Source organism: Lolliginicoccus lacisalsi, from assembly GCF_014841105.1.
GTDB classification, from domain to species: Bacteria; Actinomycetota; Actinomycetes; order Mycobacteriales; family Mycobacteriaceae; genus Lolliginicoccus; species Lolliginicoccus lacisalsi.
This window is the reverse complement of sequence record NZ_JACYWE010000004.1, coordinates 172,255-187,766: the sequence shown is the minus strand read 5'-3', so window position 1 is coordinate 187,766 and position 15,512 is coordinate 172,255. Positions and strand designations below refer to the sequence as shown.

14 protein-coding genes are annotated in these 15,512 nt (G+C 69.4%); 6 read left to right on the top strand and 8 right to left on the bottom strand.

Going from position 1 to position 15,512, the window contains the following annotated elements:
- Positions 1 to 250: 250 nt before the first annotated feature.
- Positions 251 to 1,654: an NAD(P)H-quinone dehydrogenase gene (locus HT102_RS08680; protein ID WP_192039020.1), complete on the bottom strand. Its 1,404-nt coding sequence runs from the start codon at positions 1,652 to 1,654 to the stop codon at positions 251 to 253.
- A 149-nt stretch (positions 1,655 to 1,803) separates the two neighbouring features.
- Between HT102_RS08680 and HT102_RS08675 the strand changes: the two genes are divergently transcribed.
- Positions 1,804 to 2,274, top strand: a complete 471-nt coding sequence (locus HT102_RS08675) for a gamma-glutamylcyclotransferase (RefSeq protein WP_192039019.1) — start codon at positions 1,804 to 1,806, stop codon at positions 2,272 to 2,274.
- A gap of 25 nt (positions 2,275 to 2,299) precedes the next feature.
- Here HT102_RS08675 and HT102_RS08670 read toward each other — a convergent pair whose 3' ends face one another.
- The 5 genes from HT102_RS08670 to HT102_RS08650 form a co-directional block, all read right to left on the bottom strand.
- A complete protein-coding gene (locus HT102_RS08670) occupies positions 2,300 to 3,355 on the bottom strand; it encodes an ABC transporter ATP-binding protein (RefSeq protein ID WP_192039018.1) in 1,056 nt (351 codons plus the stop codon).
- The gene (locus tag HT102_RS08665) at positions 3,352 to 4,869 is read right to left on the bottom strand and encodes an ABC transporter permease (RefSeq protein ID WP_333473350.1); all 1,518 of its coding nucleotides are present in this window, start codon (positions 4,867 to 4,869) and stop codon (positions 3,352 to 3,354) included. The genes HT102_RS08670 and HT102_RS08665 overlap by 4 nt, the downstream gene beginning before the upstream one ends.
- A 98-nt stretch (positions 4,870 to 4,967) precedes the next feature.
- Complete coding sequence (locus HT102_RS08660; RefSeq protein ID WP_192039017.1) at positions 4,968 to 6,017, bottom strand: iron ABC transporter substrate-binding protein; 1,050 nt, start codon at positions 6,015 to 6,017, stop codon at positions 4,968 to 4,970.
- A gap of 85 nt (positions 6,018 to 6,102) precedes the next feature.
- Positions 6,103 to 7,284, bottom strand: a complete 1,182-nt coding sequence (locus HT102_RS08655) for an amidohydrolase (protein WP_225443420.1) — start codon at positions 7,282 to 7,284, stop codon at positions 6,103 to 6,105.
- A 52-nt stretch (positions 7,285 to 7,336) separates the two neighbouring features.
- The gene (locus HT102_RS08650) at positions 7,337 to 8,038 is read right to left on the bottom strand and encodes an enoyl-CoA hydratase/isomerase family protein (RefSeq protein WP_192039016.1); all 702 of its coding nucleotides are present in this window, start codon (positions 8,036 to 8,038) and stop codon (positions 7,337 to 7,339) included.
- Between the two features lie 201 nt (positions 8,039 to 8,239).
- On the opposite strand from HT102_RS08650, the gene HT102_RS08645 reads away from it, so the two are divergent.
- Complete coding sequence (locus HT102_RS08645) at positions 8,240 to 9,217, top strand: Acg family FMN-binding oxidoreductase (RefSeq protein ID WP_192039015.1); 978 nt, start codon at positions 8,240 to 8,242, stop codon at positions 9,215 to 9,217.
- Positions 9,218 to 9,504: 287 nt separating this feature from the next.
- On the opposite strand, the gene HT102_RS08640 is transcribed toward HT102_RS08645, so the two are convergent.
- The gene (locus HT102_RS08640; protein ID WP_192039014.1) at positions 9,505 to 10,239 is read right to left on the bottom strand and encodes an SDR family oxidoreductase; all 735 of its coding nucleotides are present in this window, start codon (positions 10,237 to 10,239) and stop codon (positions 9,505 to 9,507) included.
- A 6-nt stretch (positions 10,240 to 10,245) separates the two neighbouring features.
- Positions 10,246 to 11,130: a universal stress protein gene (locus HT102_RS08635; RefSeq protein WP_192039013.1), complete on the bottom strand. Its 885-nt coding sequence runs from the start codon at positions 11,128 to 11,130 to the stop codon at positions 10,246 to 10,248.
- Positions 11,131 to 11,267: 137 nt separating this feature from the next.
- Here HT102_RS08635 and HT102_RS08630 point away from each other — a divergent pair, with 137 nt between their 5' ends.
- The 4 genes from HT102_RS08630 to HT102_RS08615 all read left to right on the top strand — a co-directional run bounded on the left by HT102_RS08630 (position 11,268) and on the right by HT102_RS08615 (position 15,509).
- Positions 11,268 to 11,909 carry a response regulator transcription factor gene (locus HT102_RS08630; RefSeq protein ID WP_192039012.1) on the top strand — a complete coding sequence of 214 codons (642 nt, stop codon included), beginning with the start codon at positions 11,268 to 11,270 and terminating at the stop codon, positions 11,907 to 11,909.
- Positions 11,910 to 11,950: 41 nt separating this feature from the next.
- Complete coding sequence (locus tag HT102_RS08625) at positions 11,951 to 13,660, top strand: sensor histidine kinase (protein ID WP_333473349.1); 1,710 nt, start codon at positions 11,951 to 11,953, stop codon at positions 13,658 to 13,660.
- 124 nt (positions 13,661 to 13,784) lie between these two features.
- Positions 13,785 to 14,666, top strand: a complete 882-nt coding sequence (locus HT102_RS08620) for a universal stress protein (protein ID WP_192039011.1) — start codon at positions 13,785 to 13,787, stop codon at positions 14,664 to 14,666.
- A 12-nt stretch (positions 14,667 to 14,678) separates the two neighbouring features.
- The gene (locus tag HT102_RS08615) at positions 14,679 to 15,509 is read left to right on the top strand and encodes a purine-nucleoside phosphorylase (protein WP_408611338.1); all 831 of its coding nucleotides are present in this window, start codon (positions 14,679 to 14,681) and stop codon (positions 15,507 to 15,509) included.
- Positions 15,510 to 15,512 lie beyond the last annotated feature (3 nt).

The window sequence follows — 15,512 nt, the reverse complement described above, 5'->3', positions numbered from 1 at the left end:
GCAGGGTTGGACCAGCAGGGTTGGACCAGCAGGGTTGGACCGAAGCTGCCACCCTTGCGGCAATCTCGCCACTCCTAGCATCAGGTGCCAACGATATTTCGGTAGTCGCACTGCACGGAGGGTGGCCAGGATCCCCCAGGGGTGGCCGGTGCCCGGGAAACAAGCTGGCAAGCCCCAGCCGCGGCTCCCGGCGCAAGCCCCAGCCGCGGCCCCCGGTGCCAACTCCAGCCGCAGCCCCAGCCCCGCGCAGCTAGTCGAGGTCGTCGTGGCGCATGAGCTGCCGGGCGGCCTCGTTGATGGAGCCGGACAGCGAGGGGTAGACCGAGAAGGTCGAGGCGAGGTCGTTGACGCTGAGGTGGTTCTGCACGGCCATCGCGATGGGCAGGATGAGCTCGGAGGCGTCGGGGGCGACGATCACGCCGCCGATCACCACACCGGTGGCGGGGCGGCAGAAGATCTTCACGAAGCCACGTCGCAGGCCCATCATCTTGGCGCGCGGGTTGGTGTTGAGCGGCAGCATTACGGTGCGGGCAGGAACGTGGCCCTCGTCGATGGCGCTCTGCGGCACGCCGACCGTGGCGATCTCGGGGCGGGTGAAGATCGCGGAGGCGACGGTCTTGAGCTTGATGGGGTTCACGCCCTCGCCCAGCGCGTGGTACATGGCGATGCGGCCCTGCATCGCGGCGACCGAGGCGAGCGGCAGCAGCCCGGTGCAGTCGCCCGCCGCGTACACCCCGGGCACGGTGGTGCGGGAGACACGGTCTACCTGGATGTAGCCGCCATCGTTGGTCTCGATGCCGACGCTGTCCAGGCCGAGGGTGCCGGTGTTGGGCACGGAGCCAACGGTCATGAGGGCGTGGCTGCCCTCGACGGTGCGTCCATCATGGATCTTGGCGACTACGCCATCGGCGGTGGTCTCGACGGCGTCCGCGCGCGCGTGCTTGATGAAGGTGACGCCACGCTCGGTGAACGATTCCTCGAGCACGACGGCCGCATCGGCGTCCTCGGAGGGGAGCACGCGGTCGCGGCTGGTGACGAGGGAGACCTTGACGCCCATCTCTGTGTAGGCGTTGACGAACTCGACGCCGGTGACGCCGGATCCCACCACGATGAGGTGCTCGGGCAGTTCCTCGAGGTCGTAGAGGTGCCGCCACGTGAGGATGCGCTTGCCGTCGGGCTTCGCGGCGGGGAGCACGCGGGGCGCGGAACCGGTGGCGATGAGGACGACCTCGGCGTCGAGGCGATGCTGCTCGCCGCTGAACAGGTCGGCCTGCACGGTGTGGGTGGCAAGGCCGCGGGCGGAGTCCACGAGCTTTCCCACCCCGTTGAGGATGGTGACGCCCTCGCGCTGGAGGCGCGCGCGGATGTCCGAGGACTGCGCCTGGGCGAGGCTCTTGACGCGCTCATGGACTTGTGGGACGGAGATTCCGACGCCCTTCGGGTCGAACTCGATGCCGAGGGCGGAGGCGCGGCGCAGGTCGGTGCGGATGCCGGTGGAGGCGATGAAGGTCTTGGAGGGCACGCAGTCATAGAGGACGCAGGCACCACCGATTCCGTCCGCGTCAACGACGGTGACGTCTCCTCCGTGCTGGGCCGCCACAAGCGCGGCCTCGTAGCCCGCGGGTCCGCCGCCGATGATGACTATCCGGGTCATTGTGGGGTCCTCCGTCCGCCATGGGTGAGCGTCCTTCCGGCCACTAACGCTATAGCGTCAGCGTGGATCCCGTGCGCATAGGTGGCCGTATCGGGGAAGATGATGTCTAGTGATGTAGCCGTGCGACGAGAAAGACGTGGGGTTCTGCTGTGCCTTTGTATGCCGCATACGGGTCGAACATGGATCCGGAACAGATGATCGCCCGCGCTCCCCATTCACCGATGGCGGGCACGGGGGGGCTCGAGGGGTGGCGATTGACCTTCGGCGGTGACGATATCGGCTGGGAGGGCGCGCTCGCGACGGTCGTGGAGGAACCAGGATCGCGGGTCTTCGTGGTCCTGTTCGACGTCCCCGCCGAGGACGAGGTGAACCTCGACCGGTGGGAGGGCACCGAGATGGGCATCCACCGCAAGCTACGGGTGCGGGTGGACCTCAAGGGCGGTGGCTCGGCATTGGCGTGGCTGTATGTGCTCGATGCCTACGAGGGTGGCTTGCCGTCGGCTCGATACCTCGGGGTGGTGGCCGATGCCGCCGAGAAGGCGGGTGCTCCCGAGGACTACGTGCGTGGGTTGCGCTTGCGCGCGAGCCGCAACGTCGGTCCTGGGCCGACGTTCGACTAGCCGCGCCCAGGGCAGCCTGGGCCGCTTAGCCGGGGAACACGGGGACGGCGGCGGTGACGTGGATGTCCACGGGGTCGCCGAGCCGGAGGCGCTTGTCGCCCGGCGTGAAGGACCGCGCGCGCGTGGCGCCGTCCGTGCTGGTGGCGGTGATTATGGTGGCGGGCCCGGTGAAGCGCACGTCCGTGACGCGATAGTCGCTGGCATCAACGGCAGGGGTGATGTCGATCTGCTCGGGACGGATCAGCGCGGTGCCCGGCTTGGTCGCGCCATTGAGGATCGGAATCGCACCAAGGGCGGTGCGCGCCCATCCCTCCGGCGCCTGCCTGGGATCGGCGGCGATAGCGATGGAGTCGCCGACGAACTGGCCGACCTCGAGCGTGGCGGGGGTGTGGTAGATCTCCTCGGGGGTGCCGATCTGCGCGACCTTCCCCCCGAGCATGACGACGACACGATCCGCCATGCCGAGCGCCTCGTCCTGGTCATGGGTGACAAGCACCGACGTGATGCGCCGTTCATGCAGCAGCGCCCGCACGTCGGCGCGCAGGGTGGCGCGCAGTCCCGCATCGAGAGCGCTGAAAGGCTCGTCGAGCAGCACGATCGCCGGGGTGGGCGCGAGGGCGCGGGCGAGGGCGATGCGCTGCTGCTGGCCGCCGGAGAGCTGGGCCGGCCTGGCCTTTCCATAGCCGGGCAGGCCGACGAGGTCGAGGAGGGTCTCGGTGGCGGCGGCGCGCTGGGCGCGCGTTGTGCCCCGGCGCAGCCCGTAGCCGACGGTGGCGGCGACGGTCAGGTGCGGGAACAGGGCACCTTCCGGCGGGACGAGGCCGACCCGGCGCCGCTCGGGCGCGATATGGAGGGATGCATCCCGCGCGACGGTGTGCTCGCCAATGGTGATGCTGCCCTTGCTGATGCGGTGCAGCCCGGCGATGGATCGGAGCAGGGTCGTCTTGCCGCACCCGGATGGGCCAAGCACGGCGAGCAACTCGCCGGGCGTGATAGCGAGGGTGATGTCATCGAGGACCGGGTGGCGGCCGTAGCCGGCGGAGAGGCCCTCGATGCCGAGCGCGCTGGGGCGTGCGTTCATGCGGGAGCGCTCTCCTTCGTGGCTACGGGCGCCGCGGCCTCGTCGAGACCGTCGGTATCGCGCGGGAGGGGCAGTCGGGGCATCGTGGAGCGCCATCCCATGACATTGCCGAGCAGCAGCGCGGGCAGCGCCGCGACAAGGATAAGCGCGACAGCGTAGGGGGCCGCGGCTCCGTAGGCGAGCTCCGCGGTGTGCGACCACAGGCTCGTGGCGAGGGTATCAACGGTGGTGGGGCGCAGCATGAGCGTGGCGGGCAGTTCCTTGGCAACAGCGAGGAACACCAGGGCCGCGCCAGCCGCGGTCCCGGGCAGGGCAAGGGGAAGGACGATGCGGATGCTGGTGCGCCAGCGCGGTTCCCCGAGCGTGGCCGAGACGTCCTCGAGCGATTCCGGAATGGAGGCGATGGCGGAGCGGATGGCCCCGACGGCCAGGGGCAGGAAAAGCACCATGTAGGCCATGACGAGCATAGGGAGCTGCTGGTAGAGCTGGGGCAGCGCGCGGATCCCGATGAACACCACCGCGAGCCCAACGGTGATTCCAGGCAGGGCGAAGCCGATGTAGGAGACGGACTCGGCTGTGCGGGCGGCGAGCGAGCGGGAGCGCGCGGCAAGCAGTCCGATGGGTATGGCGGCGAGCGTGGTGGCGAGCGCCGCGATGCCTGCGACCTGGATCGTGGAAGCGGTGGCGGCCCAGATCTCGCCCCAGGCGACGGACACCCGCTGGCTGCGCAGCATCCAGCGGCCGAGCGCCGCGAAGGGCAGGATGACGCCTGCGGTGATCACGGTGACAGCGAGCAGGTAGGCGGGAACGCCGAGCGGTCCTAGCACGAAGGGGCGCGACGCGCGCGGTGCCCCTGTCGCGATGCGGGCGGCGAATCCCCGGCGGGCGCGACGCTCGGCGATGGTGAGAAGGATGGCTGCCGCGGCGAGGATGAGCCCGAGGATGGCAGCGGGGGTGCGGTCGAAGGAGCCCTGGTAGCTCATGAAGATCGCGACGGTGAAGGCGTCATAGCGCATGAGCGCGACAGCGCCGAAGTCGCTGAGCGTGTAGAGCGCGACAAGGAGCCCTCCGGCGGTGGCCGCGGGCCATACCTGCCGGGTGGTGATCGACAGGACCGCGCGGATGCGGGAGCGCCCGAGGGTCTGGGCTACCTCCTCGCCCGCGGGGTCCGCGGCAGCCAGGGCCGCGGCTACGGGCAGGAACACGTATGGGTAGCTCGCGATCGTCAGGACCGTTGCGGCACCGATGAAGCCAGTGAGCTGCGGCAACTCCGCCACCCAGATGAATCCCAGCACGTAGGACGGGATGGCGAGGGGCAGCGTGAACAGCACGCCAAGGATCCGGCGCCCGCGAAGGTCGGTGCGGACCACGATCCACGCCAGCACGGAACCGAGAATGATGCAGGCAACGGTGACGGTCAGAGCGAGGATGCTGCTGCGCCAGAAAAGCTCAAGGGTGCGGGGGCGCTCAAGGACCTCCCGCACCACGGCGGGACCGCGCTCGAGCGCCCGCACGACGAGGTAGAGCAGTGGCGTTGTGGCGAGAGCAGCAATCGCCAGCGCGGTCGCCCCAAGCAGGGGGCGACCGCGCTGGCGCGTGATGGGGTTGGAACTCAGAGCAACCCGACCTCGGTGAGCAACTGCTGGGTCTGCTCGAGGGACTCGAGCTCGGAGAGGTCGATATCGGGGCCCTGGAGCTCATCGAGCTGGGGGCGGCCATCCTCCGTGACCTCGAGAGCGTCCACCACGGGGTACTCCGCGGTCTCATCGAGGAAGTACTGCTGGGCGTCGACCGACAGCATGGCGCGGATGACCCGCTCTGCCGCCTCCTGCTGCTCGGAGCTGACGAGGATGCCCGCGCCCGCGATGTTGACGAGCGCGCCCTCGTCGCCGGGCGCGAGGTAGTTCAACGCAGAACGCATGTTCTCGGCGCCCTTATCGTCCTGCAGCCGGTACCAGTAGTAGTGATTGATCAGGCCAAGCTCGACCTGGCCTTCCTCGACCGCATTGAGGATGGAGCCGTTCTTGTCGTAGCGGACCGGCTCGTTGTCGCGGAACGCCTCGAGCCATTCGCGTGCCCCGTCCTCGCCCCGGGAGACGCGCAGCGCGGTCACGAACGACTGCCAGGAGGCGTTGGTGGGAGCGAAACCGATTTGGCCGCTCCAGCGCGGATCGAGAAGCTCATCAATGGTATCGGGCACATCGGCTGCGTCGACAGCCTCGGTGTCATGGACGATCACGCGTGCACGACCGGAGGTGGCGACCCAGGTGCCGTCCTCGGCCTGGTACTCGTCAATAGCGAGCTCGAGCGTCTCGGGGGCGAGCGGAGCGAGGAGCCCTGCGTTGGCGACCGCGCCGAGCGCGCCGGCGTCCTGCGCGAAGAAGACATCCGCGGGCGAGCGGTCGCCTTCCTCCAGGATCTGCGCAGCGAGCTCGGAGGTGCTGCCGTAGCGGACCTCGATGGAGACATCGGCAAGATCCTCGATGATCGGGATAAGGTCACCGACCAGGTTCTCGCCACGTCCCGAGTACATCACGAGGGACGCGGCCTCCGTGCTGCTGTTACCAGTCCCGGTGGCGGATTCGTCGGAGCCGCAGGCAGCGAGCGGTGCGGTTACCGCTACGGCGGCCAGCGCTGCGAGCATGCGCTTTCTGGTGATCAACTGTGCTCCTTGTGTGTCATGCCGGACAATTGCGACTAGGCTACCCTAACCATGTTTGCCTCGCCTGCGCAGGCCGGGGACACCGCTAGGCGGTCGGCCCGCTCGCGTCGAGCACGAGGCCCGCGAGCAGCCGCACTCCATGCTCGAGGGCTCGCTCATCGATGTCGAAGGTGGGTTGGTGCAGGTCGGACTGAGGTCCCGAGCCCGACCACACGCCTAGCCGTGCCATCGCGCCCGGCGCGTGCTCGAGGTACCAGGAGAAGTCCTCTCCCCCGCCGGATTGCTCCGTGGGCGCGGCCGCGCCGGGGCCAATGCGCTCGGCGGCGCGGCGCAGCATCGCCGTGGACGCGGCATCATTGACCACCGGGGGCACCCCGCGCCGGTAGCGGATCTCCAGCTCCACCCCGGTGGGCGCGACGACCGAGGTGACGATCTCACGGATCAGCGGCTCGAGCAGCGCCCAGGTGGCGTGGTCGCCGGTGCGGATGGTCCCCCGCAGCACCCCTTCGCGGGGCAACGCGTTGGCGGCGTCCCCGGCGTGCGCGGCGCCCCACGCCATCACCGTGGAGGTGCGGGGATCGATGCGCCGGGTGAGCAGAGCGGGCACGCTGGTGATCACCAGCCCCATCGCATAGACCAGATCAGTGGTCAGGTGGGGGCGCGAGGTGTGACCGCCCGCGGAGGAGAAACCGATCTCCACGAAGTCCGCGGCCGAGGTGACGGCGCCCGTGCGGATGCCGATGCGCCCGACCTCGAGCCGGGGATCGCAGTGCAGCGCGAAGATCCGCGACACCCCTTCCATCGCTCCCGAGGCGATCACGTCGAGCGCCCCGCCGGGCATCACTTCCTCCGCGGGCTGGAAGATCATTCGCACGCCCCGGGGCAGCTCCGGCACGGATGCCAGCGCCAGCGCGGTGGCGAGGAGGATCGTCGCGTGCGCGTCGTGGCCGCACATGTGGGCGACCCCGGGGACGGTCGAGGCGTACTCGGCATTGGTGCGCTCCTGCATCGGCAACGCGTCGATGTCCGCGCGGATCGTCAGCCGACGGCCGGCCGCGTCCGCCGGCCCCATATCCAGGAGCAGGCCGGTACCTCCGGGGAACCGCACCGGAGCCAGGCCCGCGGCCCGGAGCTTCTCCTCGAGGAACGTGGTGGTGCGATGCTCGGCGCGGGCGAGCTCGGGACGCCGATGCAGGTGACGACGCCACTGGACGATCTGCGCCCGATGGCTCGCCAGCCAATGCTCGATGTGGCCCCACACGGGCATCCCTGTTCTCCCTCGATTGCTTGCTGGTCCCTCCCGCGCCGCCAGCTCGCGGCTACTGGCCGAACGAGAAGCCGGTGTCACCGGTGGTGATGGCTAGATCATCGAGCAGGGCGCCGTGGATGCTGCGCTTGATGCTGGCGAGGTTCGGCCCGCGCTTGGCAATGAGGCTCGCTGCCCGCTCGATCGCGGTGGGCAGCACGTCCTCGCCGGGGACCGCCACCTGGACGATCCCGGCGGCCAGCGCGTCGGCGCCGCCATACCGGCGACCGGTGGTCATGGCCTCGATCGCGGTCTGCTTCGGCAGTCGGCTATTGATCAGCGCGCTCATGCCGACGGTGAAGGGCATGCCCAGGTCCACCTCGGGCAGGCAGAAGAAGCCGCGGTCCGAGCGCATCACCTGGAAGTCGGTGGAGATCGCGAGCATCGCCCCGGCACCGAAGGCGTGGCCGCTGATCGCGGCGACCGTCGGCAGCGGGAAGGCCAGCAGCCGGGAGAAGATGGTGTGCGAGCGATCGAGGTATCCCGGCAGGCCGTCGAGATTGCTGAAGATCCACTGCACATCAAGCCCGTTGCTGAAGAACTTGCCGGTAGCGGCCACCACCAGCGCGGCCGGCCCTTCCGACGCCTCGACCTCGTCGAGCCGCGCGTGCACGGCGTCCATCCAGTCTGGATGGAACCGGTTCTCGCTGTCGTCCTCGCCCTCGTTGCCGAGGTACAGGACGAACACTTCACCCTCGCGTGACAGATATGGCATTCCCTGAGCTTAAACCGCCCGCCCCGGCGCGGCGCACCGGTCGCGGCGCTTTTGGGACTTCCGGCCCCCGCGCAACCCCCCAAGTGGCACTATCGGAGTCACGCGCGCAGCGCGATGATGGTGGAGAGCCATGCACACCGTGGCAACACGATTGCTGGCAACACCAGCACTGGCATCACGAGCGATGAGCGAGGTCGGGCCATGACCGATGAGCAGTCCATGCAGGAACGGATCCTTCGCAACGCGGTCGCGGCGGCATCGCGAGCCCCGTCCGTGCACAACACGCAGCCCTGGTCCTGGACGCTGCGCGGCGACCGCCTCGACCTGTTCGCCGATCCCGAGCGACAGATGCAGGTGGCCGATCCCACGGGCCGACAGATGATCATCAGCTGCGGCGCGATGCTGCACCACCTCTGCGTCAACCTGCACGATTCTGGCTACGACACCACGATCGAACGCATGCCCGATGCCGAGGATCCGCAGCACCTCGCCGCGGTCACCGTCGCCCGCGCGCGCTATATCGACGAGCGGAACCGGGCGCTGGCCAAGGCGATCCTCGAGCGGCGCAGCGACCGCCGTCCCCTCGGCGCGCTCAGCACCGAGGTCATCGAGCAGCTCCGCGCGTCGTACCACGATGACGATGTCTCCGCCGTGCCGATCACCAGCACCGGCAAGGACGCGTTCCGCCACGCCTCGGAGGTGGCTGTCGCCCAGCGCCTCCACGACGAGCAGTACCAGCGCGAGCTGTCCTGGTGGAGCGGCCACTATCGCTTGTTCGAGGGCGTGCCCCGCTCCTCGCTCGTCGCGAGCGGCACCAAGCCGACCGTTCCGTCGGGCCGGGACTTCCCTGCGGGCACCCTCACCAGCGAGCACGGCCAGGAAGACCAGGCCGCCCTGTTCGTGCTGAGCACGAGCGGCGATACCGCCGAGGACTGGTTGCGCTGCGGTGAGGCCATGTCCGCGATGCTTCTCGCCGCCACCATCGAACAGCTGGGCGCCTGCCCGGTGACGCACGTCACCGAGCTCGAGGAGAGCCGCGCGATCGTCCGGGAGGCCACGGCGAGCGAGGACGAGATGTACCGCTACCCGCAGGTCGTCATCCGTATCGGCGAGCGCCTCGATCCGGCAATGCCGCCCCAGACCGGTCGCCGCCCGCTCGACGAGATCCTGCAGGGCTGAGCAGGCCGGGCCACCCCAGCCGCGCGAGCATGGCGCGTAGGGATCGGATGCCTGCCAGATGTTCCCGGTTCCATCGCCCGCCCGCAGTGGGGGATGCTGCAACGGTCGCGCGGCCCGCCACTGCTTGTCCGCGGTCCGGGGAACCGCGACCCCAACCTTGCCCCGGAGCCTTGTAGCCATTGTGTTGCTACAAGCGTGACCCTGCTCACCTGACCGCCATCACGAATGCGGTGCCCTCGTTGCCCATTCGCGACTGGCGCGCGCCGCGGCCCCGTGGCGGACGGCCGCTATTCCGGCGGGGCCAGCATGGTGCCGGTGAGCGCGCCCCCGTCCACGACGAACTCCGTGCCGGTGGAGTAGGTGGCCCGGTGGATGAGGAAATCCACCATGTCAGCGACCTCGCGGGGCTCGCCGAACCGTGGGATGGGCTGCCCGGTGACCATCGAGTCATCGAACCCGGCGGTCATCGGTGTGCGAATGGGCCCGGGATGGATGCTGCACGCCCGCACGCCGCTGTCGGCAAGCTCGAGCGCCGCGGTCTTGGTGAGCCCGCGCAACGCCCACTTGCTGGCGACGTAGGCACCGATGCCGGAGTAGCCCGCGAGGCCCGCCGTGGACGAGATGTTGACGATGACGCCCTTGCTGGCGCGCAGGTGCGGCGCGCAGGCCCGGATGCCCAGCCATGCGCCGATGAGGTTCACGTCGAGGACGAAGCGGAAGTCCTCGACGGATTGCTCCTCGATCGCGGCGAACCGCAGTACCCCCGCATTGTTGACGAGCGCGGCGAGCTCGCCACGGCTCGCAGCGAGGCGGGCCGCCTCCTGCCATTGCTGCTCGTCGCGCACATCGAGGTGGATGTGCTCGGCCCGGTCGCCGAGCTGCTCGGCGAGCTGCCGGGCCTCATCGTCGAGCACGTCCGCGATGATCACGTGCATCCCTGCCGCATGCAGTGCTTCCGCTGTCGCTGCGCCTATCCCCCGGGCTGCCCCGGTGATGATCGCTGCACGTGTGGTCGCGGACATGATGGCCTACCTTTCCTCGCGCAGTCCCCTTCGCACCACCACGAGCGGGCAGCGGGACGCATACATGAGTGATTCACTGGTGGAGCGGAACACGAGCCCCGAGATCGGCCCGCGCCCGTGGCTGCCGATGACGAGGAGCGCCGCGCCCCGCGATTGATGCGCGAGCTGGCGCGCGGGGCTATCCTTCGCCACGATCTCGATGACCGGTACGTCGGGGAACCGGTCCCGCCAGCCCGCGAGGCGCTCGGAGAGAACGACCTTCTCGCCGGTCTCCACTGCCTCCCAGGGCAGGTCGGTATCATGGGCGATCGCGGTGCTCAGCTGGAAGTCGTTCCACGTATGCACCGCCTTGAGCGCCACGCCCCGGCCGACGGCCTCCTCGAAGGCGACAGCAATAGCGTCCTCGCTGCTCTCGGTGCCATCCACGCCCACCACGACGTGCGGCCCATCGGTCATCTCGCGCGGGATGACCACCACCGGGCACCGGGACTTGGCCGCGAGCAGCGCCGGGTACGGGGCACCGAGCCGGGTGCGCTTGCCCTGGGTCGAGCCCGCGGCGATCACCAGCATGTGCGCGCGGGCGGTGACGGGCACGAATCCCGAGCCGAGGAGCCCTCCAACGGCAAGCTCGGTGACCTCGGCGCTCGCGCCACCCGGGGTGCTGGCGAGCACGGCTCGGGCATCGTCGAAGACGGCCTTGCCGGAACGGTTGCGCACGGCTCCGCGCACGTGGATCAACTGGATGCCAGTTCCGTGCACCGCGGCCTCGCGGACTGACCAGGCGATCGCGGCATGACATTCCGCGCTGCCATCGACGACAACCGCGATGGGCGCGCGGCGGGCTGCCGCCCCTCCGCTGGAGGTGCGCGCCGTCGGCTCGGGCTGGTTCATCGTGTGCCTTTCGTTCCCGCAGCAGCCATGTCTCCATGACACTGCATCCATCGGTGAATTCCGAGGGGCTTTGGAACCCTCATTATCGGCCAATGGTCCCACGTTACGATGAGTGGCACAGGGGGTGAGGAGCCACGATGCATACAGTGTTCCTGGTCGATGACCATGAGGTCGTCCGTCGCGGGCTTGTTGACCTGATCAGCTCGGATCCGGGCCTCGATGTGGTGGGCGAGGCAGGGTCGTGCGCCCAGGCGCTCGCGCGGATCCCGGCGGCGCGCCCGGACGTGGTGGTCCTCGATGTGCGGCTGCCGGACGGCAACGGGATCGAGCTGTGCCGCGACCTCAAGTCGGCCGATCCAGGATTGAAATGCTTGATCCTGACGTCGTTCACCGATGAGCAGGCGATGGTCGATGCGATCCTCGCCGGGGCCGCCGGCTACGTGATCAAGGACATCCGCGGCATGGATCTCACCAAGGCGATCACCGACGTCGCCGAGGGCAGGTCGCTGCTCGACAATCGCGCGGCAGCGGCGCTGATGTCCCGCCTGCGCGAGGGCGTTCAGGAGGCAAGCCCGTTCCCGACGCTGACCGACCAGGAACTGACCCTGCTCGAGCTGCTCGGGGAAGGCCTGACGAACCGGCAGATAGCCGAGCGGATGTTCCTCGCGGAGAAGACCGTCAAGAACTATGTCTCGCGACTGCTCGCGAAGCTCGGCGTGGAGCGCCGGACGCAAGCGGCACTGCTCGCGACGCGCCTCAAGAAGCCCAAGCAGCCCTAGCAGTCCGACGCCGACCGACAAGGAACCGGAAACATCGAAACGTGAACCCCTCGCCCCCGTACCCGGACCATCCCCGCGCTGCCCCCGCAGATGGGGTGATCAGTGACCTCCGGGACCAGCTCGACAACCTCAGCCGTGCCCGCGACCACCTCGAGGGCCTGCTCGAGGCCATGATCGAGGTATCCACCGGGCTCCGGCTCGAGGACACCCTCCACAGGGTGGTCACCGTGGGCATCCGGCTGACTGGAGCACGGTACGGGGCGCTCGGCATCCGCGGCTCCGGGACCAAGCTGTCCCGGTTCATCTACGAGGGCGTCAGCAACGCTGACGCTGCCCGCATCGGCCGCCTGCCGGAGGGCCTGGGAATCCTCGGCCTGCTGTTCGACGAGCCGCAGGTGATCCGCCTCGCGGACCTGTCGGAGCATCCGGCCTCGGTGGGGCTCCCCCCGCATCATCCCCCGATGCGTTCCTTCCTCGGGGTGCCGATCCGCATCCGTGACCGGGTTTTCGGCAACCTCTACCTCACCGAGAAGGAGAACGGCAGCCAGTTCTCCCACGATGACGAGATCATCGTGCAGCTCCTCGCGTCCGCCGCGGGCATCGCCATCGAGAACGCACGGCTCTACGAGGAGTCCCGCGATCGGCTGCGCTGGCTCGAGGCGCTCAACGAGATCAGCAACGACCTCCTCGGCGGCTCCGACCCCTCGCACACCCTGCAACTCGTCGCCGACCTGGCCCGGGATCTCACCCAGGCCGACCATGCGTTCCTGGCCATCCCCGACGACCCGGACCTGCCGCTCGAGGACACGGACTCGCTGATCGTCGCGGTCGCGTCCGGCGCCGGATCGACGGGCGCGCTGCAACGATCGATCCCGATCGATGGCTCGCTGCCCGCGCGGGCATTCGTCGAGCAGAACCCGCTGAGCAGCGACCATTTCGCCCACCCCGCGCTCGAGACGCCCGATGCGCGCCCGGGACCGGCCATCGTCGTGCCACTGCGCACGGATGGCAGTGTCAGCGGCGTGCTGGTGATGATGCGCGGCGATGACAAGACATCGTTCGAGGAACGGCACATCACCATGATGGCGTCGTTCGCCGATCATGCCGCGCTCGCGCTCACCCTCGCCGTCGCGCAGAAGGAACGGCGCGAGCTATCCGTGCTGTCCGACCGCGACCGGATTGCCCGGGACCTGCACGACAACGTCATCCAGCGGCTTTTCGCCGCCGGCCTGAGCCTCCAGGGCACCTTGCCCCGCACCAAGAGCCCCGAGGTGCGCGATCGCCTCAACCTCCTCGTCGATGACCTCCACGACATCATCCAGGACATCCGCACCGCGATCTTCGACCTGCATTCCCGCGCCGGCACCCCCACCACCACGCTGCGGCATCGCATCCACGAGGTCGTCTCCGAGGTCACCCACGCCTCCGAGATCACCCACACCCTCAACGTGTCGGGGCCCGCCTCGGTGGTCGGGGAGAACCTCGCCGATCATGCGATCTCCGTCATCCGCGAGGCCGTCACCAACGTGGTGCGGCACTCGGGTGCCTCGAGCGTGAGCATCAAGGTCTCCGTCGCCGACGATCTCGATCTCACGATCAGCGACGATGGCACCGGCATCAGCAGCACCGGCCGCCGCAGCGGGCTGGCCAACCTCGAGGCACGCGCCGCCGAATGCGGCGGCCACTGCACGATCGACACCGCCCCCGGCCGAGGCACCACGATCCACTGGTCCGTCCCCCTCCCGGATTGACGTGCAGGCCTCCGTGCCGTGCCATTGGTCACTCGCGCGCCAGTGACCTGTGGCCCTATCGGGCCGAGCTTGGCAGCGGGATGCTGAAGGAGCACCCCGGCAACCGCACGGAAGGATTACGACCATGCCCGTTCCCCAGCCCATCATCGTCGGCATCGACGGCTCCACCAGCGCCACCAACGCCGTCCGCTGGGCCGCGCGCGAATCCCGCCTGCGCAAGCTGCCCCTGCGCATCGTCACTGCGCTCGATGGGCCGCCCCAGTACTGGGGCGACTTCGCGATCCCCTCCACCTACATCGCCGAATCCACCCAGCATGCCGAGGCACGGCTCGCGGACGCGGTGAAGGTAGCCGAGGACAGCGGCTGCACGGACATCGATAGCGAGGTGCTCACCGGGTTCGCGCACGTCGACCTCATCACCGAGTCCAAGGATGCCCACATGCTGGTCATGGGCTCGCGGGGCATCTCCGCATTCCGTGCCAGCCTCATCGGTTCGGTGACCCAATCTGTGCTCCAGCACGTGCACTCGACGATGGTCATCATCCAGGAGCTGCCCGCCGGGTGGGACACCACTCCCGCCGCCCCCGTCGTCGTCGGCGTCGACGGATCCGAGCAGAACCGGCCCGCCGTGGAGACCGCGTTCCAGGAGGCATCGCTGCGCGGCGCCGAGCTCATCGCCGTCCACGCCTGGAGCGACACCGCGCTGCCCAAGGCCCTCTCCCTGCACCAGGGCCTGCCCTGGGATGACCTGATCAGCGAGGAGGAGGCACGCCTCGCCGAATCCCTCGCCGGCCTCGGCGAGCGTTACCCCGACGTGGAAGTGCGCCGACTCGTGGTCAAGGACCGGCCCGTCCGCTACCTCACCGACCTCTCGGCCGCAGCCGGGCTCGTCGTCGTGGGCAGCCGCGGCCGCGGAGGATTCGCCACCATGATGCTCGGCTCCACCTCGCGCGCGCTCACCCACAGCGTGCAATGCCCGCTGATGATCGTGCCCCTCGCCCGGTAGGCACCACAGCAGCTGTTGATCGCCGCTAGGGTGGTGGACGTGCGAAACATCGACAGCCCCCACGTCGTTGCCCGCTCCGCCGCCAACGCCATAGCGGCGCGCACCGGCATCGCCGAGCACCCCATCGCGGTGGTGCTGGGCTCGGGCTGGGCGCCCGCGGCCTCCGTGCTGGGCGCCCCCACCGCGACGATCCCCATGCCCGAGTTGCCCGGGTTCGCCGAGCCCACCGCTGCCGGGCACGGCGGCGAGATCCGCTCGTTCGATGTCGAGGGCACCCACGTGCTGGTGATGCTGGGCCGCGCGCACGCCTACGAGGGCCACCCGCTCTCGACCGTGGTGCACGCGGTCCGCACCGCCTGCGCGGCGGGCGCCCGCACCATCATCCTCACCAACGCGGCCGGTGGGCTGCGTGACGGCATGGAGGTCGGCCAGCCCATCCTCGTCAGCGACCACATCAACCTCACCGGCCGCTCCCCGTTGCTCGGATCGCAATTCATCGACCTCGTCGATGCCTACTCCCCCCGCCTGCGCTCCATCGCCCGGGAGATCGAGCCGGGCCTCGAGGAAGGCGTCTACGCCGGGATGCCCGGCCCGCACTTCGAGACGCCCGCCGAGATCCGAATGCTGCGCACCCTCGGCGCGGACCTCGTGGGGATGTCCACCGTCCACGAGACCATCGCCGCCCGCGCCGAGGGCGCCGAGGTGCTCGGGATCTCGCTCGTGACCAACCTGGCCGCTGGGATCACAGGCGAGCCGCTCGACCACCAGGAGGTCCTCGACGCTGGCCGCGCCTCCGCGCAACGCATGGGCACCCTCCTGCACAAGCTGGTGACGCGCTTGTGACCA

Bases quoted from the DNA above. Each gene is read 5' to 3' on its own strand.
- HT102_RS08680 (WP_192039020.1), bottom strand. From the start codon at position 1,654: ATGACCCGGATAGTCATCATCGGCGGCGGACCCGCGGGCTACGAGGCC.
- HT102_RS08670 (WP_192039018.1), bottom strand. From the start codon at position 3,355: ATGAACGCACGCCCCAGCGCGCTCGGCATCGAGGGCCTCTCCGCCGGC.
- HT102_RS08655 (WP_225443420.1), bottom strand. From the start codon at position 7,284: ATGCCCGTGTGGGGCCACATCGAGCATTGGCTGGCGAGCCATCGGGCG.
- HT102_RS08650 (WP_192039016.1), bottom strand. From the start codon at position 8,038: ATGCCATATCTGTCACGCGAGGGTGAAGTGTTCGTCCTGTACCTCGGC.
- HT102_RS08645 (WP_192039015.1), top strand. From the start codon at position 8,240: ATGACCGATGAGCAGTCCATGCAGGAACGGATCCTTCGCAACGCGGTC.
- HT102_RS08640 (WP_192039014.1), bottom strand. From the start codon at position 10,239: ATGTCCGCGACCACACGTGCAGCGATCATCACCGGGGCAGCCCGGGGG.
- HT102_RS08635 (WP_192039013.1), bottom strand. From the start codon at position 11,130: ATGAACCAGCCCGAGCCGACGGCGCGCACCTCCAGCGGAGGGGCGGCA.
- HT102_RS08630 (WP_192039012.1), top strand. From the start codon at position 11,268: ATGCATACAGTGTTCCTGGTCGATGACCATGAGGTCGTCCGTCGCGGG.
- HT102_RS08620 (WP_192039011.1), top strand. From the start codon at position 13,785: ATGCCCGTTCCCCAGCCCATCATCGTCGGCATCGACGGCTCCACCAGC.